This is a genomic window from Paenibacillus sp. FSL H8-0122, from assembly GCF_038005345.1.
In the GTDB taxonomy this organism is placed as follows: domain Bacteria; phylum Bacillota; class Bacilli; order Paenibacillales; family Paenibacillaceae; genus Paenibacillus_AQ.
The window spans coordinates 6,301,345-6,322,185 of sequence record NZ_JBBOTB010000001.1 but is presented as its reverse complement, the minus strand read 5'-3'; the positions used below and the strand labels follow the sequence as shown (position 1 = coordinate 6,322,185).

The window sequence follows — 20,841 nt, the reverse complement described above, 5'->3', positions numbered from 1 at the left end:
ATAAGGGAAAGCCACAGGGCAGCCGCTCCAGGAATGGGAGCGGCTGTTTACATTTACATATTCAACTGAATACTGCGCGTGCTTAGTACGCCTTCCAGTCCGGTAGGGTCAGTGCTGACCTTGCGGGCCACGAAGGCTTCGGCCCGCTCCGAGGTGCGCAAGCGCAGCGGCTTGGTCTCAAGCTGTACCAGCTCCCACATAACCTCCGCTACGGATTCTGCACTCTGCGGCTCCACATTCCGCTCCAGGAAGGCCGCTCTATAAGCATCCAGAATCGGCTTGTACTCGTCTTCCAGAACGCCGCCGGTGCTGGCGACATGCCCCATTACGGTTGAATTGAACTCCGTAGCAATCGCTCCTGGCTCCAGCAGGGTGATATCGATATTGAACTGCGGCTTGTAATAGGTGGCGAGACTCTCCAGCAGCCCTTCCACTGCGAATTTGCTGGCGCAGTACACCTCGTTCATCGGCTGCCCGACCAGTCCGCCGACACTGGAGGTCGCCACAATATGGGCGTAGCCCGTCTTTTGCAGCAGCGGCAGTGCAGCCCGGATCGTATGCATGACCCCGTACACGTTGGTATTGAAGACATCCTCAATCTCAGGGAACGGCGCCTGTCCAAGCGCTCTCAGGTAGCCGAACCCGGCATTGCAGAATAATAGATCCAGCTTGCCTTGCTCCGCTTCTATCCGGTCAATAACCTGCTGAATACTCTCCGGCTGTGTCACCTCCAGCTCTACGAACTGCAGACCCTTCACATTCTGGTACAGCTCCTGTTCACGCTTCAGATGGCGGGTTCCGGCGTAGACCGTCCAGCCCTCATGGGCGAACTTCAGTGCAGTGGCAAGGCCGATGCCGGAGGATGCTCCGGTGATACAGATTACTTTGTTCATACCAGCTTTCGCCTCCATTAGTTTGAACTTCATTGATTTGGACCTGTTGACAAAGGTATAAATGTTCCAGTTTTGCCCACATTATAGCATATAGTAATAGAGCTTCCTGTAAATCGACATAAAGTTCGTGGTTTCGCGCGAATTGGGCGATGCCAAAGTTGCTATAATTGTTTTCAGTACGGTACACTATAATAAAAATCTTATCTGTCAGCGAATGGAGAGGAACAAGGGAACAATGGAAGTATTCAAGCGTTATGTCGCCAATTTAACAGTCCGGCGCTTCTTGATTCTGGGATTGATTGGACTGCTGCTGTACAGTATCAGGGATATGCTGAATCTGGTGCTGCTGACCTTCCTGATCGCTTATGTGATGAACAGCTTTCAGGTGCTATTGAGCAAGCGGATTGGCAAATTCGTGAAGGTAAACAGCAAGGTCATCATCATTATACTGTATGTGGCGCTGATCAGCATGATCGTCATGGCACTCGTCAAATATATGCCCAAGGTATTCTCGCAGATCAAGCAGTTAACCACTTTTCTCGGCACGCTGACTGCCGATGATATCCCGCAGAATGAGATTATGCAATACTTGTTCCGAAAGGTCAAGGAGCTCAACTATCAGAGCTATTTGAACCAGGGGATCGAATACGTCTTCAAAATCAGCAACTGGGGCACCACCTTCGTCCTGTCCACGATTCTAAGCCTTGTCTTCATTCTGGAGAAGAACCGGATCGTCAGCTTCACCTCCCGCCTGAGAGACAGCAAGATCTCCTGGTTCTATGTGGAGCTGGAGTATTTCGGCAGAAAATTCATCTCCTCCTTCGGCAAGGTCATTGAAGCACAGATTCTGATTGCGCTGTTCAATACTCTGTTTACCGTGGTCGGGCTGTGGGTGCTTGGTTTCTTTTTCGAGCCGTTCCCGTATCTGTTCGCCCTCTCCATTATGATCTTCATGCTCAGCCTGATTCCGGTCGTCGGCTTTGTCATTTCGCTGATTCCGCTGTGCATTATCGGCTATAACACGGGCGGACTGATGCTGACGATCAACATTCTGGTGATGATTGCCCTGTTACATGTCATAGAGGGCTACTTCCTCAACCCGAAGCTGATGTCTTCCAAGATGAACCTGCCGATGTTCTACACGCTCGTAGTGCTGTTGTTCTCTGAGCATTATATCGGGGTATGGGGACTGATTCTCGGGATTCCAATCTTCGTCTTTTTCCTGGATATTCTGGATATCAGCCGGGACAATAAGCCTTCGCTGGAATGATAGACCGGGCTGGATAAACTGTAAGCAATAGCAACGTATATAGGCGATATTCAACCTGCTGAAGGTTCGGGTATCGCCTATTTTCATATTAAGCATTGGAGGAGACAGAAGATGATCAGATATCCCGTGTTAGAAGCAGAAGCCGTAATTGGTGTAACTGCACCCTCATCAGGAGTGGGAGAGGAGCTACGTGAGCTGCTTGAGCTGGCTGTAGAACGGCTGCAAAAAAGAGGGTACGGCGTAGTATGCGGACCGACAGCATGGACACAGGAGAAGGCCAAATCGGCCCCGGCTGCTGTACGTGCCGCTGAATTCAACGCAATGATGGCCGATGAGTCCATCGGACTCGTCGTGCCTCCCTGGGGCGGGGAACTGCTGATTGAGATGCTGGAGCAGGTGGATTTCAGCAAGATGAAGTGTAAATGGATTCTCGGGTATTCCGATATCAGTGTGCTGCTGCTGGCTGTCACGCTGAAGACGGGGATTGCCACTGCCCATGGCACGAACTTCATTGATCTCCGGGGGGAAGAGACAGACCCGACAACCGCCATGTGGGACAAGGTATTATCTACACCAAGCGGCGGTTCTGTCATTCAGCAATCCTCACAGCAATACCAGCTGGAATGGGGAGGCGGAGAGCCTTCGCCCCATGTGTTCAATCTTACGGAAGCGACGAGCTGGAAGACGGTGGGTAACCAGACTATCACAATGCAGGGCCGCCTGCTGGGCGGCTGCATTGACGTCATCCGTCATTTGATCGGTACACCGTATGGAGAGGTTCGGCATTTCCAGCAGCACTATATCCATAATGAGCCGATTCTGTGGTACTTAGAGAACTGTGAGCTGTCCGTGACCGACCTGCGCCGCTCCCTGGTACAGATGAAGCTGGCGGGCTGGTTCGAGCATTGCAGCGGCCTCCTGTTCGGCCGCAGCGCGGCTAACCGCCCTATGGATAACTACACCGTAGAGGATGTCTACCAGGAGCTGGCCGATGAGCTGGGCCTGCCGGTGGCATATGACATTGACTGCGGGCATTTGCCGCCGCAGGTTACTTTGATCAACGGGGCCTATGCAGAGGTGGTGGTTGGTGCAGGCAAGGGAACCGTGACGCAGTACTTCCGGGATTAGAGAAACATTAGTATGATGCTCGTGCTGACTCTAATTTCCACTCTTCTCATACCATAATCAGTCCGCTCTTAAACAGGTATATTCGTCATATATAATGTGAATTTATGTCGAATTTAGTTGAAAAAAAGTGCTGGGATTATTCAGGGAATGCGCTACGCAGGCTTGGCATCCTGTATAATTTATGAATATACAGACAGCCATAGCTGCCGATTTCTGAGCAGTGAATCCCTCACGAAAGAGAGTAGTGACTATGAAATCCATCGCCTGGGTAACTGACAGCACCAGCACCATTGATTCTGAATTCGCCAAGAATAACCACGTGTATATCGTTCCCCTCCGTCTAATCGTCAATAATGAATGTTATAGAGAAAATATAGATATTAACGCCGATCAGTTCTATGAGAAAATGCGGCAGCATGACAAGGTAGGCAGCTCCCAGCCGCCGATTGGCGAGTTCGTGGAATTGTACGAGCGTCTGAAGGAAGAGTATGACGAGATTATTGCGATCCACTGTTCCTCCGAGCTTAGCGGGACCTTCAACACCTCGATGCAGGCGGCGGATATCGCTGGAGTGAACGTAATTGGTATCGATTCCAAAGTAGGCGCGTACCCGATCCGTGAGATGCTTCTGCGCGGTATTCACTGGCAGCAGGCAGGCTGCTCTGCACAGGAGATCAAGAACAGAATTGATAATATCATTGAGGAAATGTCCTTCTATATCATCCCTGCCAGCCTGAGCCAGCTGCACCGCAGCGGACGGCTCTCCGGCTCTCAGTTCCTGCTGGGCCAGCTGATGCGGATTCATCTGCTTTTGAGGTTCGATGAGGGCAAAATTGTCGTCGCCGATAAAATACGTACCTTCAAGAAGACAAAGCAAAAGCTGCTGGAGACCATCCACGAGGAAATCGGCCGCTTCCAGGATGTATGTATCATGCACGCCAACAATAGAGAAGAGGCACTGAGCCTGGAGTGGGCCATTAAGGCCATGTCCCCTTCGGTGCGTACAGAGATTATGACCTTTGTCCCGGTGGTAGGTGCTCATATGGGCGAGGGAACACTGGCGCTGTCTTGGATTAACCGTACGGCCCTGAATAGTATTGATGCTGAGGATGAAGTGCTGGAGTCTGTGCTCTAGAAAAGGAGCGGAACGATGTTCTTATATCATTACTATGATGCATCTGTGGGTCCGTTTGTCAGCCTATCCGATTTGCCGGGCGATCAGGCGAGGGCCGTGCTGGAGACGATTAAGCAGACCAAGCCCAAGGCTCAGAGCGCCCAAAGAAACGATAAGTATATAGACAATCGGCGGAACTGCGAGAGCATCATCCGGGCGGAATTTATTCGTAAAGGCGGTCTTGTCCAGCGGTCCTCCCCGCATTATATGGTAGTTGAACACAGTCCGTGGCTAAGCACTTGGTTCGAGAATGGCGCATTCCTTAAGATCCCGGTTGAGGAATTTGATGTGAACACGATTTCTTTTACCTATGGGGACTCCATGCCGACCTTCAGCCCGCTGATTAACGATGGCAAAGAGTATAGGCACACTCTGTATACCTATCCCGAGATTGTGAGCATCATTGACAAGTACGGGTTACCGCAGCATTGGAACAATGACGGAAAATACGGCCCCGAGCGGTACGTCGAAGCGCATGTCTGGAGCGATGGGGCGGTTAGGCGATACCTTGGTGAGCGGAGCTTATTCAATCCGCTTTAATCGTAATTTAGGCTATCAAGCTTATGCTTGATGGTCTTTTTTGATTTTCTTCCTCTAATATTCCAATTTATACAATATCCTAGTATCAATATACATAGTAAATGTACATAGTCCTATTGTAGAATCAAGAAGTTGTCGAATTATGGAGCGATATTCCATCCATGGAACTCTGTAGGACGATGGTTTTTATGAATTTTTTTAAAAAGAAAGAGGGGGAAGAAATTTTGTTATTCCAAGCAGCACGCCGTAAACTCAGTCTGGTGATTGTAATTGCCCTGCTAATAAGCAGCCTTACGCCACATCTGGTGTTCGGAGAGTCCGCGCAATTGAAGGATATCGCAGGCTCTTATGCCCAGAAGGAGATTCAATCCTTAACTGAAGCAGGAATTATCTCGGGGTATGGAGATAACACCTTCAAACCGAATAAGGCTATGTCACGCGCCGAACTGGCGAAAATTATAGTCCTGTCCCTTGGACTGGAAGTAAGTGGTGATCAGGCCGCACCATTCAAGGATGTTGCCGCTACCAGCTGGTATCGCGGTTATGTAGGTGCGTTGGTGAAGGCAGGCATCACAGAGGGGACATCGGCGAGCACGTTCAGTCCTGATTCGAGTGTAACCCGGGAAGAGCTGGTTGTATTTTTCATCCGGGCCTTTGAATTAGATGAAACGGCGAAGAAGCTTCCGCTGGGCAGTAAGCTGTCGGATATGTCAGAGGTGTCTGAATGGGCAAAAGCTCAAGTATCCCTGGCCTTCAACAACGGGTTCATCAACGGGGTAGAGGGCATTGACGGCACGCTGAAATTCAAACCTAAAGAGCGCGCAGAGCGCCAGGCTCTGGCTCGTCTCGCATATGAGTTCAAGACGAATAAGGCACTATATGTTGAGAAGTCCAAGCAGCTCCTTGCTGAAGAGACGAACAATGTTAAGACTCCGGTGGTTACTCCGGCTCCCACAGCTACACAAGCTGTCCGTGATACATCTGTGACTGCTCCAGCAGCCCCGGGTCCAGGAACGCCAGCATCGGCAACACCTGCACCTGCAACACCGGCACCAGCGGAGCCGACTCCAGCACCCGCAACACCGGCACCAGCGGAGCCGACTCCAGTACCAGCAACACCGGCACCAGTGGAGCCAACTCCAGTACCGGCCAATGCTCTCCAGATTGTAGTGAACGGGGAGAGTACAGATGCTATTTATGCAGAAGAGTCCACTGAAGTTATTTTCCGTACAACGCTTAATGCGGCAGAGACAGTAACTGCAAGTGTCTATCAGATAGATGACAGCGGCAAAGTGATGTCACAGATCACCCTGCTGTACGATGATGGTTTAGAAATTCATGGAGACAGCCTTGCGGCAGACGGACTCTACAGCGGCAAAGCAGCATTAACTGAAAATACAGAGGGCTACATAAATCTGCAGGCCTTTGTTGGAGAGGTGCCTAGCAGTGCAGTCTTTAAACTGTCTGTACTGAAGCATCTTACAGATGAACAGCTTGCACAAACAGAAATTATTGAAAATAATACACAGAGTAAGCTTGATCAACTGGCTGCTTCTAGCAGTAATTTGCAAAAGGCCAAGGAAGAAACAGTGGCTTGGCTTCAAACCCAGGACGAAGTAGTGCATGCAGGAATATCGGGTGAGGGAGGAAGCATCTGGTATTTGCTGGACAACGGGATTCTGGGCGGAATCTCCTCGGCCCCTGAGAATACAAAAGGATTAAGCAACACTGCAGAGGAGGCCGCTCCCAATAACGCACTGACGGCGCTCACGCAAGATATGGAACAAACCGTAGCTACCATAGGAAGCCAACAGGTTGCTGTGGTTTCTCCGTTCTCCAGCACACTTCCATCTTCGACGGTGTATGACGCTGTATATCAAAGCTTCGAGCAGTCGAATTACCCCTTCCTTGTGGAGAGAGTAAAGGACAGTGCAGCGGGCGTTAACTTCTTCAAAGGACTTAATCAGTATGGTGTTGTGGTCTTAGATTCCCATGGGGATACGTACTATGATGAGATTGTGCTCCAGACATTCCATGATAAATACGGTGTTGATTTCAAATATGCGGGGCCGCAGGCCATATTCCTGACCGGAGAGAAGGCAACCGCAGAGAACAACAAGACCTATGAACTGGATCTGAAAAAGGGCAGACTGGCTATCATATCGGGCTATTATGCGATTACGCCTTCCTTCATTACACGGTACAATGATATGCTTCCCGGCACTATTGTATATAATGGCAGCTGCCGCAGCGCATACAACGATTCCATGTCGGATGCGTTCCTCAACAATGGGGCCAGCACTTATTATGGTTACACCGATTATGTGAAGCTTGCTTATGATCAGGCCATTGCTCCATTCGTATTCAACGCCTTGAACAATGAGAATATGACAACCGGACAAGCTTTTGAGGCAGCAGTGGCTGCTCACGGAGCCAGTGACGGGTTGGCAGCATTCGTCATGAAAGGAAGCAGCATTGGTACGAAGACCGAAGGGATCATCAACGGAACCTTTGAGAACGGAAAATGGACCGGCTGGAATGGAAACGGAGATGTCCGGGTCATCTCAAAGCTGGGGCCGCTTAAGCCTACAGAGGGTAACTACATGGCGATTATCAGTACTGGCCTTGGGTTTGAAAACAATGATAAGGGAGGATATGACTACAATTCAAATAGTTATATCGAGCAGAGCTTCATGGTCCCGGCCGGAGCCACAACCTTGTCGTTCGATTACAATTTCATTTCTGAGGAGCCGAAGGAATACGTTGGCTCCAAATATAACGATACCTTCAGAGCAACAGTAACCTCCAGTGTATACATCAATCCGGCTTCCCTCGTGACCTCACACTTGAATGACGGGCCTACGGTGACGTCCAGTGTCTACGGACAGGAATCTGTGATTGTCGGTAAGGAATCCATTAATGAATCCACAGAGTATTGGATTGATGCGAATAAAGTAGACGTTAATTTCTACGGCGGGGATGATACGGCCTACATGACGAATTGGAAGCATGTCCAATTTGATGTGAGCCAATTTGCCGGCAAGGGCTCCATTGTCCTCCGGTTCCATGTATGGGATCAAGGTGACAGCATCTATGACACGGCAGTACTGATCGATAATGTAAAGTTGAAGTAACCGTAAACGGCTGGATCAGGGGAACCTGACCAGCCGTTTTTTTATGGAATGAGCATTCAGGATCACTATATAGCCTTGTGCAACCCAGAGTTGCAAAAGAAATTTAGAATACTCAACTTACGCTCGATTTCGATATCAGCCCCTCTATGCTACTATTGGCTGTGTTGAGTGATAGTAGAATGGAGGTGTGTTCACGTTGATAGATAATAATAAAGCCGGGCAGAATATATTGAACTTAAGGAAGGGATTATCCATGACCCAAGCAGAGCTGTCCAGCTTACTTGGCGTAAGCCATCAGGCGGTTTCCAAGTGGGAGCAGGGAGACTGCCTGCCTGATATCGGGGTATTGCTGAAGCTTGGACGGGTCTTCGGGAAGTCGGTGGAGGAGCTTCTGTTAGGGGAGAGCGTTAGCGGCGGTTCAGCTTCTGAGACAATTATAAGCCCTCCCATCGGGCTGCCGGATGAGGTCTGGACTGAGGCTTTGGAGCGTATCCAAGACCGCATCTCGCCGCCCAGCTTCAACACCTGGTTCAAGGGCACGAAGGGGAAGCAACTGGGGGAGACTTACTGCGTCTACAGTCCGAGCCGTTTTGCTGCAGAATGGTTATATCAGCGCTATTCCACTTTGATTGTACCGATTCTCGAAGATATTACAGGCACATCCAGCCTTAAGGTCGAGTTCTGCTCTATGGGAGCATGGGACACCAACCGTAAGGGTTAGGTTTCTGCCCGGTAGGTTTTGCCGAGCTGATGACCCAGACCAAAATAATGGCGGAAATTGTAGATGAGCGGACTCCATTTCAGAGGATCGATATGATTGTCATCGATAATAATATCCTGGTGGGCATGTACATGAACAGCTTGCGCCTCAAGGATTGCAAAGGCAGGCGAATGATCGGGTATGCGAATATTTTGTATGCTTGCTTCAATTTGTAACGGGCACTCCATAATTCGGGAAGGCTTAACTGTTTTGGACGCCACGGGTGTGAGTCCGCTGGCAGCATATTTATCCTTTTGATAGGAGTAGCCATGTTGTTGCTTGTAATCAGGGACTGGATTCTTGCCCGTATAGGGAGCAAGCTGCTCCACATTCTCCCACAGCGATGGACCGGGGATGTTAATGACGCATTCGGGGAGCCGTTCCAGGTTCTCGATGGCTTTTCCTCCAAGACCAACCCCTAGTACTATACAGTCTCCCAAGGCCCAGGAGGATGAAATAGGACTGATGTTTACGGTATCATCCTCATTCAAGGTGTTTAGTAAGATGACAGGAGTTCCATAATATAAAATCTTGGGTTGTATCGTTTCAGTGTTCATCATTTGCTTCGAATGGTCCATTGTATTTCTTTCTCCTCCCCTATTGTAGATTCTACTTCAGTGTATAATATAAATAATTCAACACTCATCGAAGTATGGAATGCATAAAGGAGGGTTAGGATGCAGGCAAATCCGAATGTTGCTATAATCGCAGCTCTAGTGAGTGAAGCTTCACGGGCGGCAATATTAACCGTTTTACTGGATGGAAGGTTCCATTCGGCGAGCGAGTTAGCATATATGGCTAGAATCAAGCCTCAAACGGCAAGCTTTCATTTAGCGAAAATGATCGATGCTAACGTGGTTACCGCTCTGAAACAAGGGAGACATCGTTACTTTGCGATTGGAGATCAAGAGGTTGCGCGGGTGATGGAATCCTTATTGTCTATTGCTCCGCCCGTGACAGTTAAGTCTTTAAGGCAATCCTCGCAGGACAAGGCGTTGCGTTATGCCAGAACATGTTATGACCATCTCGCCGGGAATGTGGGGGTGCAACTAACTGATGCATTGCTAAGCAGCGGTATTTTACTTGAAGAAGAGGACAGGTACACGGTGACGGAGCGTGGGGAGCGATTTTTTGCCGATTTTGGCGTTGATTTGAACGAAGCTGCAACGAAACGCCGTCTATTCTCACATCAATGCCTGGATTGGAGCGAACGCCGCCACCACCTGGCCGGAGCCCTGGGAAATGCCCTGCTGGAGAGAGTCTTGGAGCTGGACTGGGTCCGGCGTCTGCCTGGTACACGTGCGGTACAAGTCACCGATGAGGGGAAGGCGGGTTTTGAAGAGGTATTCTCGTTGGATTTGAATTAGGTGCAAGGAATGAAGCTACCACTCCATAAAATTCTCTTCAATCAGCCCAGCGAATGATTTGGCGATCACCTCGCAGTCCCCGTTATCATGGTCGATGAGCAGCACGCGGCCTTCGGGGTCAAGCAGGATCGGGTTGCCCGAGCCGTCCATGGAAAAGACTGCACTTCGTGCAAGCAGCCCGCTCATAGGGGTATCCTTGTAATCCTCGCGGAAGGACAACGTTAACTCAGTCACACTCTCCCGTCCGATGGAGGAACCGTTGCTGAAGGCGTGTACGGATAATCCGGCATAGGCGCCGCCAAAGCTTCGGATGAATTGAACATAATCCTGATCCAGCGACAGACCCAGTTGCTTCTCTGCCTCAGCGATTTGTTCCTCTGTTGCCGGTGTACCGAGCAGACTCTGATTCCCCTCTTTGGTTAAAAAAAGCTGCAAACGTTCCATTAGCGCATCATTCATAGCTAGTCCTCCTCTTTTATGAATATCTATTCATCATAACAAGAGCGGCACCCGAGTCAATAGCCCGGGTGCCGCTCTTGTGGATATTCGCTATTTCAAATGCTTCACTCACCCAAACGAAGTTTCGACACTCTGCGCCACAATCTCCCTGAGCTCGGCCTTCTGTGCGTTGAACTGCTGCGGGGTGATGCTGCCGCTGGCGAGTCTGGCTTCGAGCTGCTGGGTCAGCTGCTTGACCTGGAGGTTGATGACCTGAGTCACGTTGCCGCCATTCTCTTCTGCGATGTTCCGCAGGGATTTGCCTTCATACAAGGCGTCGTATAGCTCTTCTTCAGAGGTGGAGTTCAGGTTCAGGGCGTCCAGCAGCTCATCGGTATCGGCCACATCAGAGGTGGACCATTTGGCGACAGGTAGGGTATGTAAGGCCGGCTTACCCCAAGCCGTTCCTCCGAACGACATGGCTACAATCATGGTTCCTACAATCATTACACGCTTAATATTCATATGTTTTATATTCATGTGTATAATCCTCTTTTCGTGGTTGGTTATATGGGTCAAGGTTCATCATTTACGGCGGCTAGCGAACTTCAGCTAAATACAGTTTACCCAACAATACTGAAATGAAGCTTAAGTCTTCTTAAAGATAACCTAAATCTTTGCTTGCTCCTGCCGGTTCCTTGCTCCGGCTTCTTCATCTGCGTTATTCTTGAAGGGCATTACCGGACCGAACAAGCGAGAGCGGAAGGATGAACCGACTATGAAAAAAATACTGGTCGTCGATGACGAACCGGCCATTGTAAGTGCCATTGCCTACGCGCTGCGGCGGGAAGGCTATGAAGTCGATACTGCCGGTGACGGGGAGGAAGCGCTGAGCAAGGCGAATACCTTCCGTCCGAATGTGCTGGTGCTGGATGTGATGATGCCGAAGCTGAGCGGTTATGATGTCTGCCGCAAGCTGGAGGACCGGGATGATATTGGAATCATTCTGCTCACTGTCAAGGATGATATTGTGGATAAAATTGTCGGTCTGGAGCTGGGTGCAGACGATTATATGACTAAGCCCTTCGAGATCCGCGAGCTGCTGGCCCGGGTGAAGGCGCTGCTGCGCCGGCTGGAGAAGAATACGGCCGAGCTCCGCAGTGAGCTGATCGAATACGGCCTCTTGCAGGTTCATCCGGACCGGCGCAGCGCCGAGCTTGGCGGGGAGCCGCTGGAGCTGACCCCGAAGGAATTCGATCTGCTGCATCTGCTGCTCTCGCACCCGCAGCGGGTGTATATGCGCGAGGAGCTGCTGGAGCAGGTCTGGGACATGGACTATGCCGGAGGAACGCGCACCGTGGACATTCATATCCAGCGGCTGCGCAAAAAGCTGGGCGAGCCCTACCAGAATATCCTGCAAACCGTCTACGGTGTAGGCTATAAGGCAGTGCCTGCGGGGAGCTACTCATGAGAATCAGCATCAAGCTGAAGTTCAGCCTGTTCCTGGCGGTGCTGCTGATTCTGGCCGTCGGCGTGCTAAGCTACTTCGTCCTGCGCGGTGTGGAGCGCAACGAGCAGGGCCAGACGGAACGCAGTCTGGCCCAGCATGTTAACACGGTCAATCTGCGCGTGAAGCAGACTTATTATACCGGTGCGCGCCTTACGCCGCAGGTCTTCATGCAGCAGCGCGGCAAGGCGCTGGCTGCCGAGCTGGCCGGATTCACCGGCCTGGAGGTGACCCTGTACGACAGCCAGGGCCAGCAGGCGGGCACCTCGGCGCAAGGCGAGCCGAGGCTTGGGCCGGGCAAGCCGGATCTCAGTACGGCGCTGGACTATGCGCTGAATAACAAGGTCGCCTACCAGAGTGAAGGCGACAAGCTGTTCTACCTGGCCCCGCTGCAGGGACCGGAGGGGCAGATGGGCGTGGTGCAGCTGCAGTACTCCCTGGAGGGTGCCCGCAGCTTCCAGCAGACGCTGCTGAATCTGTTCCTGACCACAGGCGGCGCGGTACTGGTATTCAGCTTCATCCTCGGGTATCTGTATTTCAACCGTGCGGCTGCCGCTATCGGGCGGCTGAAGAAGGCGGCGGAGGATATCCGCGGTGCCGACTATATCACAGCTCTGCCGGTGCGGCGCAAGGATGAGCTGGGGGAGCTGGCCGAGGGCATCTACTTCATGAGCCGGGAGATCGAGCGCAGCATTGCCGCCAAGGATGAAGAACGGCGCAAGCTCCAGCTGGCCGTGGAGAAGCTTCAGGCGCTGGAGCAGCAGCAGAAGCAGTACATCGGGAACATCAGCCATGAATTCAAGACGCCGCTGACCTCGATTAAGGCGTATGTCGATCTGCTGAATATGTATGACGATGACCCCAAGCTGCTGCATGATGCCAAGCTGAGTATTGCCAAGGAAACAGAGCGGCTGTACGAGATGGTGGAGAAGGTGCTGCAATTGACGGCGCTGGAGAAGTATGATTTTGAATCCCAGGCAGAGCTGCTGGAGGTTGAGAGTACGCTCAGCGATATCTGCGGACGGATGAAAGGCAAGGCGGAGCGCTACGGCCTCACAGTCACGCTTGACGCCCAGCCTGCGCATATCTGGATCGACCGGGAGAGCTTCATGCATATCTTCATCAATCTGCTGGACAATGCGATCAAATATAATGTCCCGCAGGGGAGTATCCATCTGCACAGCGAGGTCAGGGAGCAGCGGGTATGGATTACTGTGCAGGATTCCGGCATTGGCATTCCAGAGGCGTCCCGGGAGAAGATCTTCGAAGCGTTCTATACGGTCAACCGTGACCGTTCCAGAGCGTCAGGCGGCACAGGGCTTGGACTCTCGCTGGTCCGTAATCTGGTGGAGAAGCAGGGCGGCACCATTGTTCTGCTGGAAGGCTCAGGCGAAGGGGCAGCATTTGAGCTGTCTTTTCCGCTGGTGACCTGAAGGGATAATGTTTACAAGTTAGATATATTTGCGATGCGGTTTGGAAATAAGCGTCCGGTAAGCTGAAGAGGCAACATGAGCGATGAGCTGGAGGGAAGCCTGAATGAATCATAAGAGCCATAGAGCCTGGGGCAAGATCTGGAGCATTCTGCTCTGCGGAGCTGTTCTGCTATCGGTTACTGCCTGTAGTACTGAGAACACAGACACACGTGAGGTTGTAGAGAAGGCAGGCAGCAAAATTACAGTCCTCGACAATGTCAGCGAACCGGTCTATACGAAGCTGAAGCTTGCGGGCATACAGAAGGTGGAGGGTGTACGGGGGACGGATTTTGCCGGCGAGGATGTCATGGTAGTGACCAAGGAGAACCGCAGTCTTCCCTCGCAGGTGATTGAAGGGCAGGAACGGTATCCGCTGAATCTCTATCTGCATACCCTGTCCACAGGTGAGGAAGCTCCGCTGCAGACGGGGGAGCTGAATTATGGCGCGCCGCAGCTATCTCCGGACAAGACGCATGTATTCTTCAAGGAGCTGTATGACATCACAGGCTTCGGTTATATTATGGATCTGTCCGGGGGCGCCCCGGTGAAGGTAAGCGATGCGGAGTTTCGGGTGGAGGAAGGGAAATGGGCGGATGACACGCATGTGATTTTTCCCGATATGGAAGGCAATATTCTAAGCGCAGATGTGACCGGCAAGCAGGAGACCCTCGTGAAGACGGGCATCCCTTATGTGCATGAGGTGGTTCAGACCGGCAGCCGGATTCTCTATGTTACAGGTGAAGACAGCCAGCTTAGCGCCTATGACACGGTGACGAAGCAGACCAAGATGCTGCGTAAAAATGTGATCTGGGCGGTTCCCTCCCCGGACGGAAGTCAGATGGCGATTGTCGAGCGTGTCGGACGCGGAGAGATGACTCTGCAGCTCTGCGACAGCGAAGGCAATGAGCAATCTAAGCTAGCTTCGGGGCAGCAGATCTTCGGCACCAGCTGGTCGCCGGACGGCAAGCTGCTGGCTTATGCAGTGACGGCGGCGGGTGCGACGGATGACCAGCAGGACCTGTTCATTACGGAGGTGGAGACCGGAGAGCAGACGCCTGTGCTGAATGATTTTCATCTGGCTGATCCTCTTCACTGGAGTCCGTCCGGTAAGAAGCTGCTGGCCACAGCTACGGTTCTGAAGGATAATATTTATCAGTTTCTGACTTATGTGGTTAGCCTGTCGTAGCTATTTTATTCGCCAAAAGCTAAAGGACGCTGGAATGGCGGAATCGACTGGCGGGATTCGTGGTACAATGGGGGAATGAGCAAGCAGGATGAACAGGAAGGAGCAGTACCCCCAATGGAAGTAACCGCACAGGAAGTGGCGGAGTGGATGGTGAAGGAGATCAAGTTCACAGGGACGTTACACCAAACCGCTGCGATTGAATACGTGAAGGCAAACTTCGGTGAACAGTTTGTATTCGTGAATGAGAACGGCAATGCCTCGTTATCCAAGGAAGTGAAGAAGGCCTTCCGCAAGCTGCATGGCGGCAGAATCGCCTGGGACCGCGACGGATTCTTGTGGGCCTGGACCTGAGGATGAGCTCACAATAAGACCTGAACATAACAAAGGGAGCGTTGCTGATAACAGCGGCGCTCCCTTTTGTATGCAAAGACGTACAATATTTATGTCTGCAGCACTTAATAAGAGTTCTTCATTGTAGGGGCAACAAATCTTATACGTACTCCAGCATTCCCTTTTCCTTCAGCAGATCCACAATATCCTTCACCGACTGTGCTTTATCCTTGGGACAGATCATGACTGCATCCCCCGTGTCAGCGATGATGAAGCCGTCTACGCCGATGGTGGTGATCAGCCGCCCGTTGCCGTAGATGATGGAATTGCGGGTGTCGATGCCGACATGATTCGCTTTGATAATGTTGCCTTCATCGTCAGGCGGGAAGATGGCCCCGAGTGCGTCCCAGCTGCCGATGTCATTCCAGCCGAACTGGCCGGACAGCACTACCACCTCATCAGAACGTTCGAGTATTCCGTAATCAATCGAGATATTCTGCAGCAGCGGATAGATCCGGTTAAGGGTCTCCTGCTCCTGATCTGTACCGAGCGCTTCACTGATCGGCAGCATCGTATTGTACAGCCGCGGCAGATAGCGCTTGAAGTTATCAATAATGACCGAGGTCTTCCAGATGAAAATCCCGCTGTTCCAGAGATAATTGCCTGAGGCCAGATACCCCTGTGCCTTCTTGAAATCCGGCTTCTCCACGAATTCAGCTACATCGTATACGGCAACCGGCTTGACTGCGATGGGCTCTTTGTCATAAGCGATGTAGCCGTAGCCGGTGGACGGGAAGGTCGGTTTGATCCCGATCGTGACAATGGCATCACTCTCCATCGCGACAGTGCAGGCTTCGTCCAGCGTAAGCCGGAACTGCGGCTCATCGGTAATATAGTGGTCGGAAGGCAGGACCACCATTAAGGAATCCCCTTCACTCATCTGCTGGATGGAGAAGGCGGCGAACAGGATGCTTGCTGAAGTATTCCTAGCCACAGGCTCGATCAGAATATTGCTCTTCTGCACGCTACTGTGCATAATGCTCTCCAGCAGGACCGCCTGGGTGCGGTTCGTTACAATAACGGTATTCTCCTGCGGGATGATGCCCTTGAAGCGTTCGATGGTATCGTTCAGCATAATATCGTTGCCGCTGATGTTCAGCAGCTGCTTGGGGATTTCCTGTCTGGACAGCGGCCAGAAGCGGGTGCCGCCACCGCCTGCAAGTATCGTTGCGTATTTATCCATGATGAGTCACCAGATGGGCAATCGAGAAGGAGATGATGCTCTCCGATCCCTGATTGAGGTTCAGTCCCGAGCTGTGAATCCCGTCGTAGCAAGCCCCGGTCTGGGGGTCAATCAGGGAGATCTGCAAGGAATTATTCCCTGTATACCAGGCGTAGCACAGGTCAGCCCGCTGCAGATAAGCCGGGTCCTTCAGCACAACGGCCGCTTCCTCGCAGGCCAGCAGCATTTCGCAGGCTTCAATGGGCTGTTCATCATATAACGCAGGGCTGCCGCCGCGCAGCAGCCAGCCGTGGCTGCCAATGGGCTTGTAATAGCCTTCCGGCGCGAAGGTCCGGGAGATCAGGAAATCGAGGCTTTCCTTAGCCGTGATTCTCAGCGCCGGATTGCCGGAAATCTTGTAAGCCTTAAGCAGCGCCCAGGGCAGCATCGAGTTACCATACGTAAGACTGTCTTCATACCAGTTCCAGCCTTCGCCCTTGGTGAGATTGTATTGGTCATTCAGCCGGACGGCAACAGATTCAATAAGTTCTGTGATGAAGGCTTCAGGCAGGAAGGCCTGTTCTTCTTCTGTGCTTGGTGTATGCGGATAAGGGAAGGAGTAAGTGCGTGCTCCGGGAGTTTTGAGCAGGTAGCTAAGTCCGACAACGGCATAGGCCAAGGCCCGGGGAGAGCGCATTCCGCCGATATGCGGCAGCGCCTGGTTGATCAGATAGCGGCAGGTATTCAGCAGGTTATCCGGCAGAATGGAAGAATAGGCGAGTACGAAGCCCAGCGCCCAGAGGGTACGCCCCTGGCAATCCTCAGAGCCGCGCTCTTCCAGGAAGGAACGGTTATAGTCCATGAAATTCCGGAAGTTGCCTTCTTCAGTCTGTGCATGGTGGACGAAAGAGAGGTACGTATGGATCAGGTCGAGGGAGGCGTTGTCCTGAGTCTTTTTGTACATCAGCACAGCTGCGATTAAAGCCCGAGCATTGTCATCGGTGGTGTAGCCTTTGGCACGGTCGGGCACGCCGAATTTTGTATGCTGAAAGATTCCTGTATCATCGGTGATCCGGCGCATATAGTCAGTTCTGAACTGTGACGCTATAGGTGTCTGCATTAAATCACACTCCGGTCAGCCGGGGCGCGGAGGGCTAGGAGATCCTGAAAGATGGCCGCGTAGGTCTTCGCAACCTCACTCCACATCATCGTACTGCCAAGCTCCTGTGTACGCTGCTCCATATCCTTAACCTTGGCCGGATCATCCAGCAGCTCCAGAATACAGGCTTCGAGGGAAGCCGAATCACGGAAATTCGCCAGCAGGCCGCGGCCTCCGGCAAGCATCTCTTCGGCATAGCGGTAAGGAGTGGAGATAATCACTCTGCCATAGCCGACGCCGTAAGCAAGCGTGCCGCTGACGGCCTGATCCTTGCCCAGATAAGGAGTCATATAAATATCGGACATCACCAGGGACTCGATGACCTCTTCCTGGGTCAGCAGCTTGTCGACGAACAGCACATTATTGACCAGGTCTAATTCATGCACCAGATCGGTCAGCTTTTGACGGTATACTTCACCTATCTCCTGTTTGACGACCGGATGGGTCTTGCCCCAGATAATATATAGCGCGTCCGGATGCTGCTTCACTACTCCGCTCATAGCCTCAATGGCATATTCAATGCCCTTGCCGGGACTCAGGAAGCCAAAGGTCGAGAGGATTTTGCGTTCGCCGAACTTGTACTGGAGCTTCAGCTCTGCACGTGTGGAGGTCTGGACAAACGGAACGCCGTGATGAATGAAAGCTATTTTGGCGGCATTAATATGATAGACAGAGATCAGATCCTCTACTGTGGACTGGGCCATGGTCACCACCTTGACGCTTCCTTCGGCGAGGCGGGAGATGATCTCATGCTGCTTGGGAGTAGGCTTGGTTAAGACAGTGTGGAAGATAACCACGTAAGGGACCTGAAGCTCTTCTGTGAACTGCAGCAGATATTCGCCGCTCTCTCCCCCATAGATGCCGAATTCATGCTGAATGACTAGCAGATCGGTATCTGACTGGTTGATGTCTCTGGCTGATTCTATATAATCGGATAGCTGATGTTGGTTAATTTCCCGCATGACCTGATCCGTGTAACGGTAGTTCCCGTTGTTATTCATGGCGATGATGCGCGGTTTGTTGAAGCCCTGAAGCTTCGTGAATTCATCCAGCAGATCCTGGGTGAAGGTAGCAATTCCGCATTCTCTAGGCAGGCTGGTGGACAGGAAAACAATGTTTTTATTGCGGTTGCTGTGGTTCATAATAGAAAGCCTCCCTATTGATTATCGAACTTTTGGGGACAAAAAAAGAAAATAAAGCGGGCTTTATTTTCCGGAGATGAGTGGTATAAAATTTTTTTCTGCAAATCATTTCCTGTTGCAACTATAACATGACCATTTAATCTTGTCAATTTATTGACTCCCTTGAAATCACCGGATATAGTGATGTAGGAGGTGTATGGATGCCAGTCATACGCAGTAAATTGAGTGAGGTTATGGAGAAGCATGACCCGAAATTATCGATTCGCAAGCTAGCGAAGGACATTAATTACCATTTCGATTCCGTCCGGCGGATGTACAAAGACGAGATGGTACAGTATCCCCGGGATCTGCTGCTGAAGCTGTGTACGTATTTCAATATTCAGCCCGGAGAATTGATCCGGATGGAATCCGATGAGAATGACTGGGACATAGATAAGACAAATGAATACGAGGAGGAAGGCAATGACAAGGAGCCCGGCGAAGACAGCAACCTGTAATGAACTACTGGATACCTTTTATGCCAATCTCCGTACCGTGCACGTGGAGAAGCTAGTCTTCTCCGGTGTGGGCGGGCGTGATGTCTACAATATAACGGCTCCGTTTCTGCATGACGGGGAGGAAGTGATCTTGGGAAGAGTTGAGGAACGGGATAGCGAGTTCTCTCAAGTCTTCTTTTTTACATCCGGCGAGGATGGTGTATGGGTTCCCCGTGCGCATACCCATACCTATAATCTGCAGGACCCTTGCGTAACCCGCGTCAAAGGAGAATTGATTGTCGGCGGAGTTGAGGTGATTACGGCTGGGGATAAGCCGCCCAAGATAGTCTCCTGGGTTACCCAGTTCTACCGGGGATACCGGATCGACTCGCTGCACCACTTCTCCTCCGGTCCGGAGCTGATGAAGGATATCCGGCTGATTGAGCTTCAGGATGGCAGAATCGGCGTACTGACCAGACCGCAGGGAGACCGGGGCGGCAGAGGACAGATTGGCTTCACCATTATTGATTCACTGGAGGAGCTGCATGAACAGACCTTCCTGGAGGCGGAGATTCTGCAGCATCAGTTCGTGCCGGAAGAGTGGGGCGGAGCCAATGAAGCCCATCTGCTTAAGAATGGCCATGTGGGGGTACTTGGACATATTGCCTGCTTCGACCCTCTGGGGAAGAAGCATTATTACGCTATGGTCTTCTCGCTCAATCCGGACACCTTCGAGACAACTCCGGTCAAAATCATTGCGGCCCGCAGCGATTTTCCGGTCGGCCCGGGTAAACGGCCTGATCTGCAGGATGTGATCTTCAGCGGCGGACTGGTACGCGGGACGGCCGGCCGGGCGGTGTTGTCTGTAGGCGTCAGCGATGCAGAAGCCTACAGAATTGAGCTTCCTGATCCTTTTGCCGAATATGAAGTGTGATGTTACTGGTTTGACTAGATTCTATGGTCATGGTACACTTTGTTTGACAAGAATTTATGGTCAAAGAGAGCGGGAACCAAGCAATGGGTATATTCATTCAACTAAACAATCGTACATCGGAAACAAAGTCCAACCTGAATGTGGCAAGAAAGCAGGGCCGCATCCCGGCTGTACTGTACGGCATTGGTAAAGATACACTCAGTCTTGAAGTGAACGAGAAGGAACTGCTGGAGATGCTGAGAACGAATCCGCGGGCAATTCTACAGGCGAAGCTGGCAGATGGAACGACCCTTCCGGTAGTGGTTCAGCACATTCAGAAGCAGTCGATGTCCGGTAAAGTGCTGCATATCGATTTTCAGCATGTGAACATGAGCATCAGCATGGACAGCAAGGTGACCATTCATTTTGCAGGCGAAGCTGTTGGCGTCAAAGAAGGCGGCGTACTGCAGGTGGAAATCTATGAAGTAGAGGTCCGCTGTATGCCGGGCGATCTGCCTACTTCCATGGAAGTGGATATCAGCGGCCTGGCCATCGGCGACCAATTACTGGTGTCGGATCTGATCTTCAAGGATGGAATTGAAGTGCTGACCGATCCAAGTACTGTCATGATTCAGATCAAGACTGTACATGAAGAAGTTGAAGAACCGGTAGTAGTTACTCCGGCTTAAATACAGATTAGCGAATAATAGCCCCTTCGGGCAGAACGTAT

The 20,841-nt window shown here is 51.6% G+C and carries 21 protein-coding genes; 14 read left to right on the top strand and 7 right to left on the bottom strand.

Annotated elements, in window-relative coordinates; genetic code table 11:
* Positions 1–53 precede the first annotated feature (53 nt).
* Complete coding sequence (locus NSS64_RS27000) at positions 54–893, bottom strand: SDR family oxidoreductase (protein WP_341142153.1); 840 nt, start codon at positions 891–893, stop codon at positions 54–56.
* A 235-nt stretch (positions 894–1,128) separates the two neighbouring features.
* Here NSS64_RS27000 and NSS64_RS26995 point away from each other — a divergent pair, with 235 nt between their 5' ends.
* The 6 genes from NSS64_RS26995 (at position 1,129) to NSS64_RS26970 (ending at position 8,860) form a co-directional block, all read left to right on the top strand.
* Complete coding sequence (locus NSS64_RS26995) at positions 1,129–2,163, top strand: AI-2E family transporter (protein ID WP_340945291.1); 1,035 nt, start codon at positions 1,129–1,131, stop codon at positions 2,161–2,163.
* A 111-nt stretch (positions 2,164–2,274) separates the two neighbouring features.
* Positions 2,275–3,291 (top strand): S66 family peptidase, encoded by a 1,017-nt coding sequence (locus NSS64_RS26990; protein WP_341142152.1) that lies wholly within the window; start codon positions 2,275–2,277, stop codon positions 3,289–3,291.
* Positions 3,292–3,541: 250 nt separating this feature from the next.
* Positions 3,542–4,426 carry a DegV family protein gene (locus NSS64_RS26985; RefSeq protein WP_341142151.1) on the top strand — a complete coding sequence of 295 codons (885 nt, stop codon included), beginning with the start codon at positions 3,542–3,544 and terminating at the stop codon, positions 4,424–4,426.
* A gap of 15 nt (positions 4,427–4,441) precedes the next feature.
* Positions 4,442–5,005 (top strand): hypothetical protein, encoded by a 564-nt coding sequence (locus tag NSS64_RS26980; RefSeq protein WP_341142150.1) that lies wholly within the window; start codon positions 4,442–4,444, stop codon positions 5,003–5,005.
* A 224-nt stretch (positions 5,006–5,229) separates the two neighbouring features.
* Complete coding sequence (locus NSS64_RS26975) at positions 5,230–8,139, top strand: S-layer homology domain-containing protein (protein WP_341142149.1); 2,910 nt, start codon at positions 5,230–5,232, stop codon at positions 8,137–8,139.
* 187 nt (positions 8,140–8,326) lie between these two features.
* Entirely contained in the window at positions 8,327–8,860 is a 534-nt protein-coding gene (locus NSS64_RS26970) for a helix-turn-helix transcriptional regulator (protein WP_341142148.1), read from the top strand.
* Here the strand turns inward: NSS64_RS26970 and NSS64_RS26965 are convergent.
* Positions 8,857–9,477, bottom strand: coding sequence for a flavin reductase family protein (locus tag NSS64_RS26965; protein ID WP_341142147.1), 621 nt, complete (start codon positions 9,475–9,477; stop codon positions 8,857–8,859). The genes NSS64_RS26970 and NSS64_RS26965 overlap by 4 nt on opposite strands.
* A 99-nt stretch (positions 9,478–9,576) precedes the next feature.
* On the opposite strand from NSS64_RS26965, the gene NSS64_RS26960 reads away from it, so the two are divergent.
* Positions 9,577–10,266, top strand: coding sequence for an ArsR/SmtB family transcription factor (locus tag NSS64_RS26960; protein WP_340945274.1), 690 nt, complete (start codon positions 9,577–9,579; stop codon positions 10,264–10,266).
* 15 nt (positions 10,267–10,281) lie between these two features.
* On the opposite strand, the gene NSS64_RS26955 is transcribed toward NSS64_RS26960, so the two are convergent.
* The gene (locus NSS64_RS26955; protein WP_340945271.1) at positions 10,282–10,725 is read right to left on the bottom strand and encodes an SMI1/KNR4 family protein; all 444 of its coding nucleotides are present in this window, start codon (positions 10,723–10,725) and stop codon (positions 10,282–10,284) included.
* Positions 10,726–10,833: 108 nt separating this feature from the next.
* Positions 10,834–11,244 (bottom strand): hypothetical protein, encoded by a 411-nt coding sequence (locus NSS64_RS26950; protein WP_340990762.1) that lies wholly within the window; start codon positions 11,242–11,244, stop codon positions 10,834–10,836.
* A gap of 238 nt (positions 11,245–11,482) precedes the next feature.
* Here NSS64_RS26950 and NSS64_RS26945 point away from each other — a divergent pair, with 238 nt between their 5' ends.
* From NSS64_RS26945 to NSS64_RS26930, 4 genes are all read left to right on the top strand, one after another.
* The gene (locus tag NSS64_RS26945) at positions 11,483–12,175 is read left to right on the top strand and encodes a response regulator transcription factor (protein WP_341142146.1); all 693 of its coding nucleotides are present in this window, start codon (positions 11,483–11,485) and stop codon (positions 12,173–12,175) included.
* Positions 12,172–13,644 carry a sensor histidine kinase gene (locus NSS64_RS26940; RefSeq protein ID WP_341142145.1) on the top strand — a complete coding sequence of 491 codons (1,473 nt, stop codon included), beginning with the start codon at positions 12,172–12,174 and terminating at the stop codon, positions 13,642–13,644. The genes NSS64_RS26945 and NSS64_RS26940 overlap by 4 nt, the downstream gene beginning before the upstream one ends.
* A gap of 103 nt (positions 13,645–13,747) precedes the next feature.
* A complete protein-coding gene (locus tag NSS64_RS26935; protein ID WP_341142144.1) occupies positions 13,748–14,869 on the top strand; it encodes a TolB family protein in 1,122 nt (373 codons plus the stop codon).
* Positions 14,870–14,983: 114 nt separating this feature from the next.
* Positions 14,984–15,220: a DUF6953 family protein gene (locus NSS64_RS26930; RefSeq protein ID WP_039300082.1), complete on the top strand. Its 237-nt coding sequence runs from the start codon at positions 14,984–14,986 to the stop codon at positions 15,218–15,220.
* Between the two features lie 139 nt (positions 15,221–15,359).
* Here NSS64_RS26930 and NSS64_RS26925 read toward each other — a convergent pair whose 3' ends face one another.
* From NSS64_RS26925 to NSS64_RS26915, 3 genes are read right to left on the bottom strand one after another with little or no spacing between them, the layout of a single operon-like run.
* Positions 15,360–16,442 (bottom strand): mannose-1-phosphate guanylyltransferase, encoded by a 1,083-nt coding sequence (locus tag NSS64_RS26925; RefSeq protein ID WP_341142143.1) that lies wholly within the window; start codon positions 16,440–16,442, stop codon positions 15,360–15,362.
* Positions 16,435–17,541 carry a glycosyltransferase gene (locus NSS64_RS26920; RefSeq protein ID WP_341142142.1) on the bottom strand — a complete coding sequence of 369 codons (1,107 nt, stop codon included), beginning with the start codon at positions 17,539–17,541 and terminating at the stop codon, positions 16,435–16,437. Before NSS64_RS26920 ends, NSS64_RS26925 begins: the two co-directional genes overlap by 8 nt.
* Complete coding sequence (locus NSS64_RS26915; RefSeq protein WP_341142141.1) at positions 17,541–18,722, bottom strand: glycosyltransferase family 4 protein; 1,182 nt, start codon at positions 18,720–18,722, stop codon at positions 17,541–17,543. The genes NSS64_RS26920 and NSS64_RS26915 overlap by 1 nt, the downstream gene beginning before the upstream one ends.
* Before the next feature lie 200 nt (positions 18,723–18,922).
* Between NSS64_RS26915 and NSS64_RS26910 the strand changes: the two genes are divergently transcribed.
* The 3 genes from NSS64_RS26910 (at position 18,923) to NSS64_RS26900 (ending at position 20,800) form a co-directional block, all read left to right on the top strand.
* Entirely contained in the window at positions 18,923–19,219 is a 297-nt protein-coding gene (locus NSS64_RS26910; protein WP_211721882.1) for a helix-turn-helix domain-containing protein, read from the top strand.
* Positions 19,185–20,132, top strand: a complete 948-nt coding sequence (locus NSS64_RS26905) for a DUF1861 family protein (RefSeq protein WP_340945253.1) — start codon at positions 19,185–19,187, stop codon at positions 20,130–20,132. Before NSS64_RS26910 ends, NSS64_RS26905 begins: the two co-directional genes overlap by 35 nt.
* A gap of 83 nt (positions 20,133–20,215) precedes the next feature.
* Complete coding sequence (locus NSS64_RS26900) at positions 20,216–20,800, top strand: 50S ribosomal protein L25 (protein ID WP_341142140.1); 585 nt, start codon at positions 20,216–20,218, stop codon at positions 20,798–20,800.
* Positions 20,801–20,841: the final 41 nt, after the last annotated feature.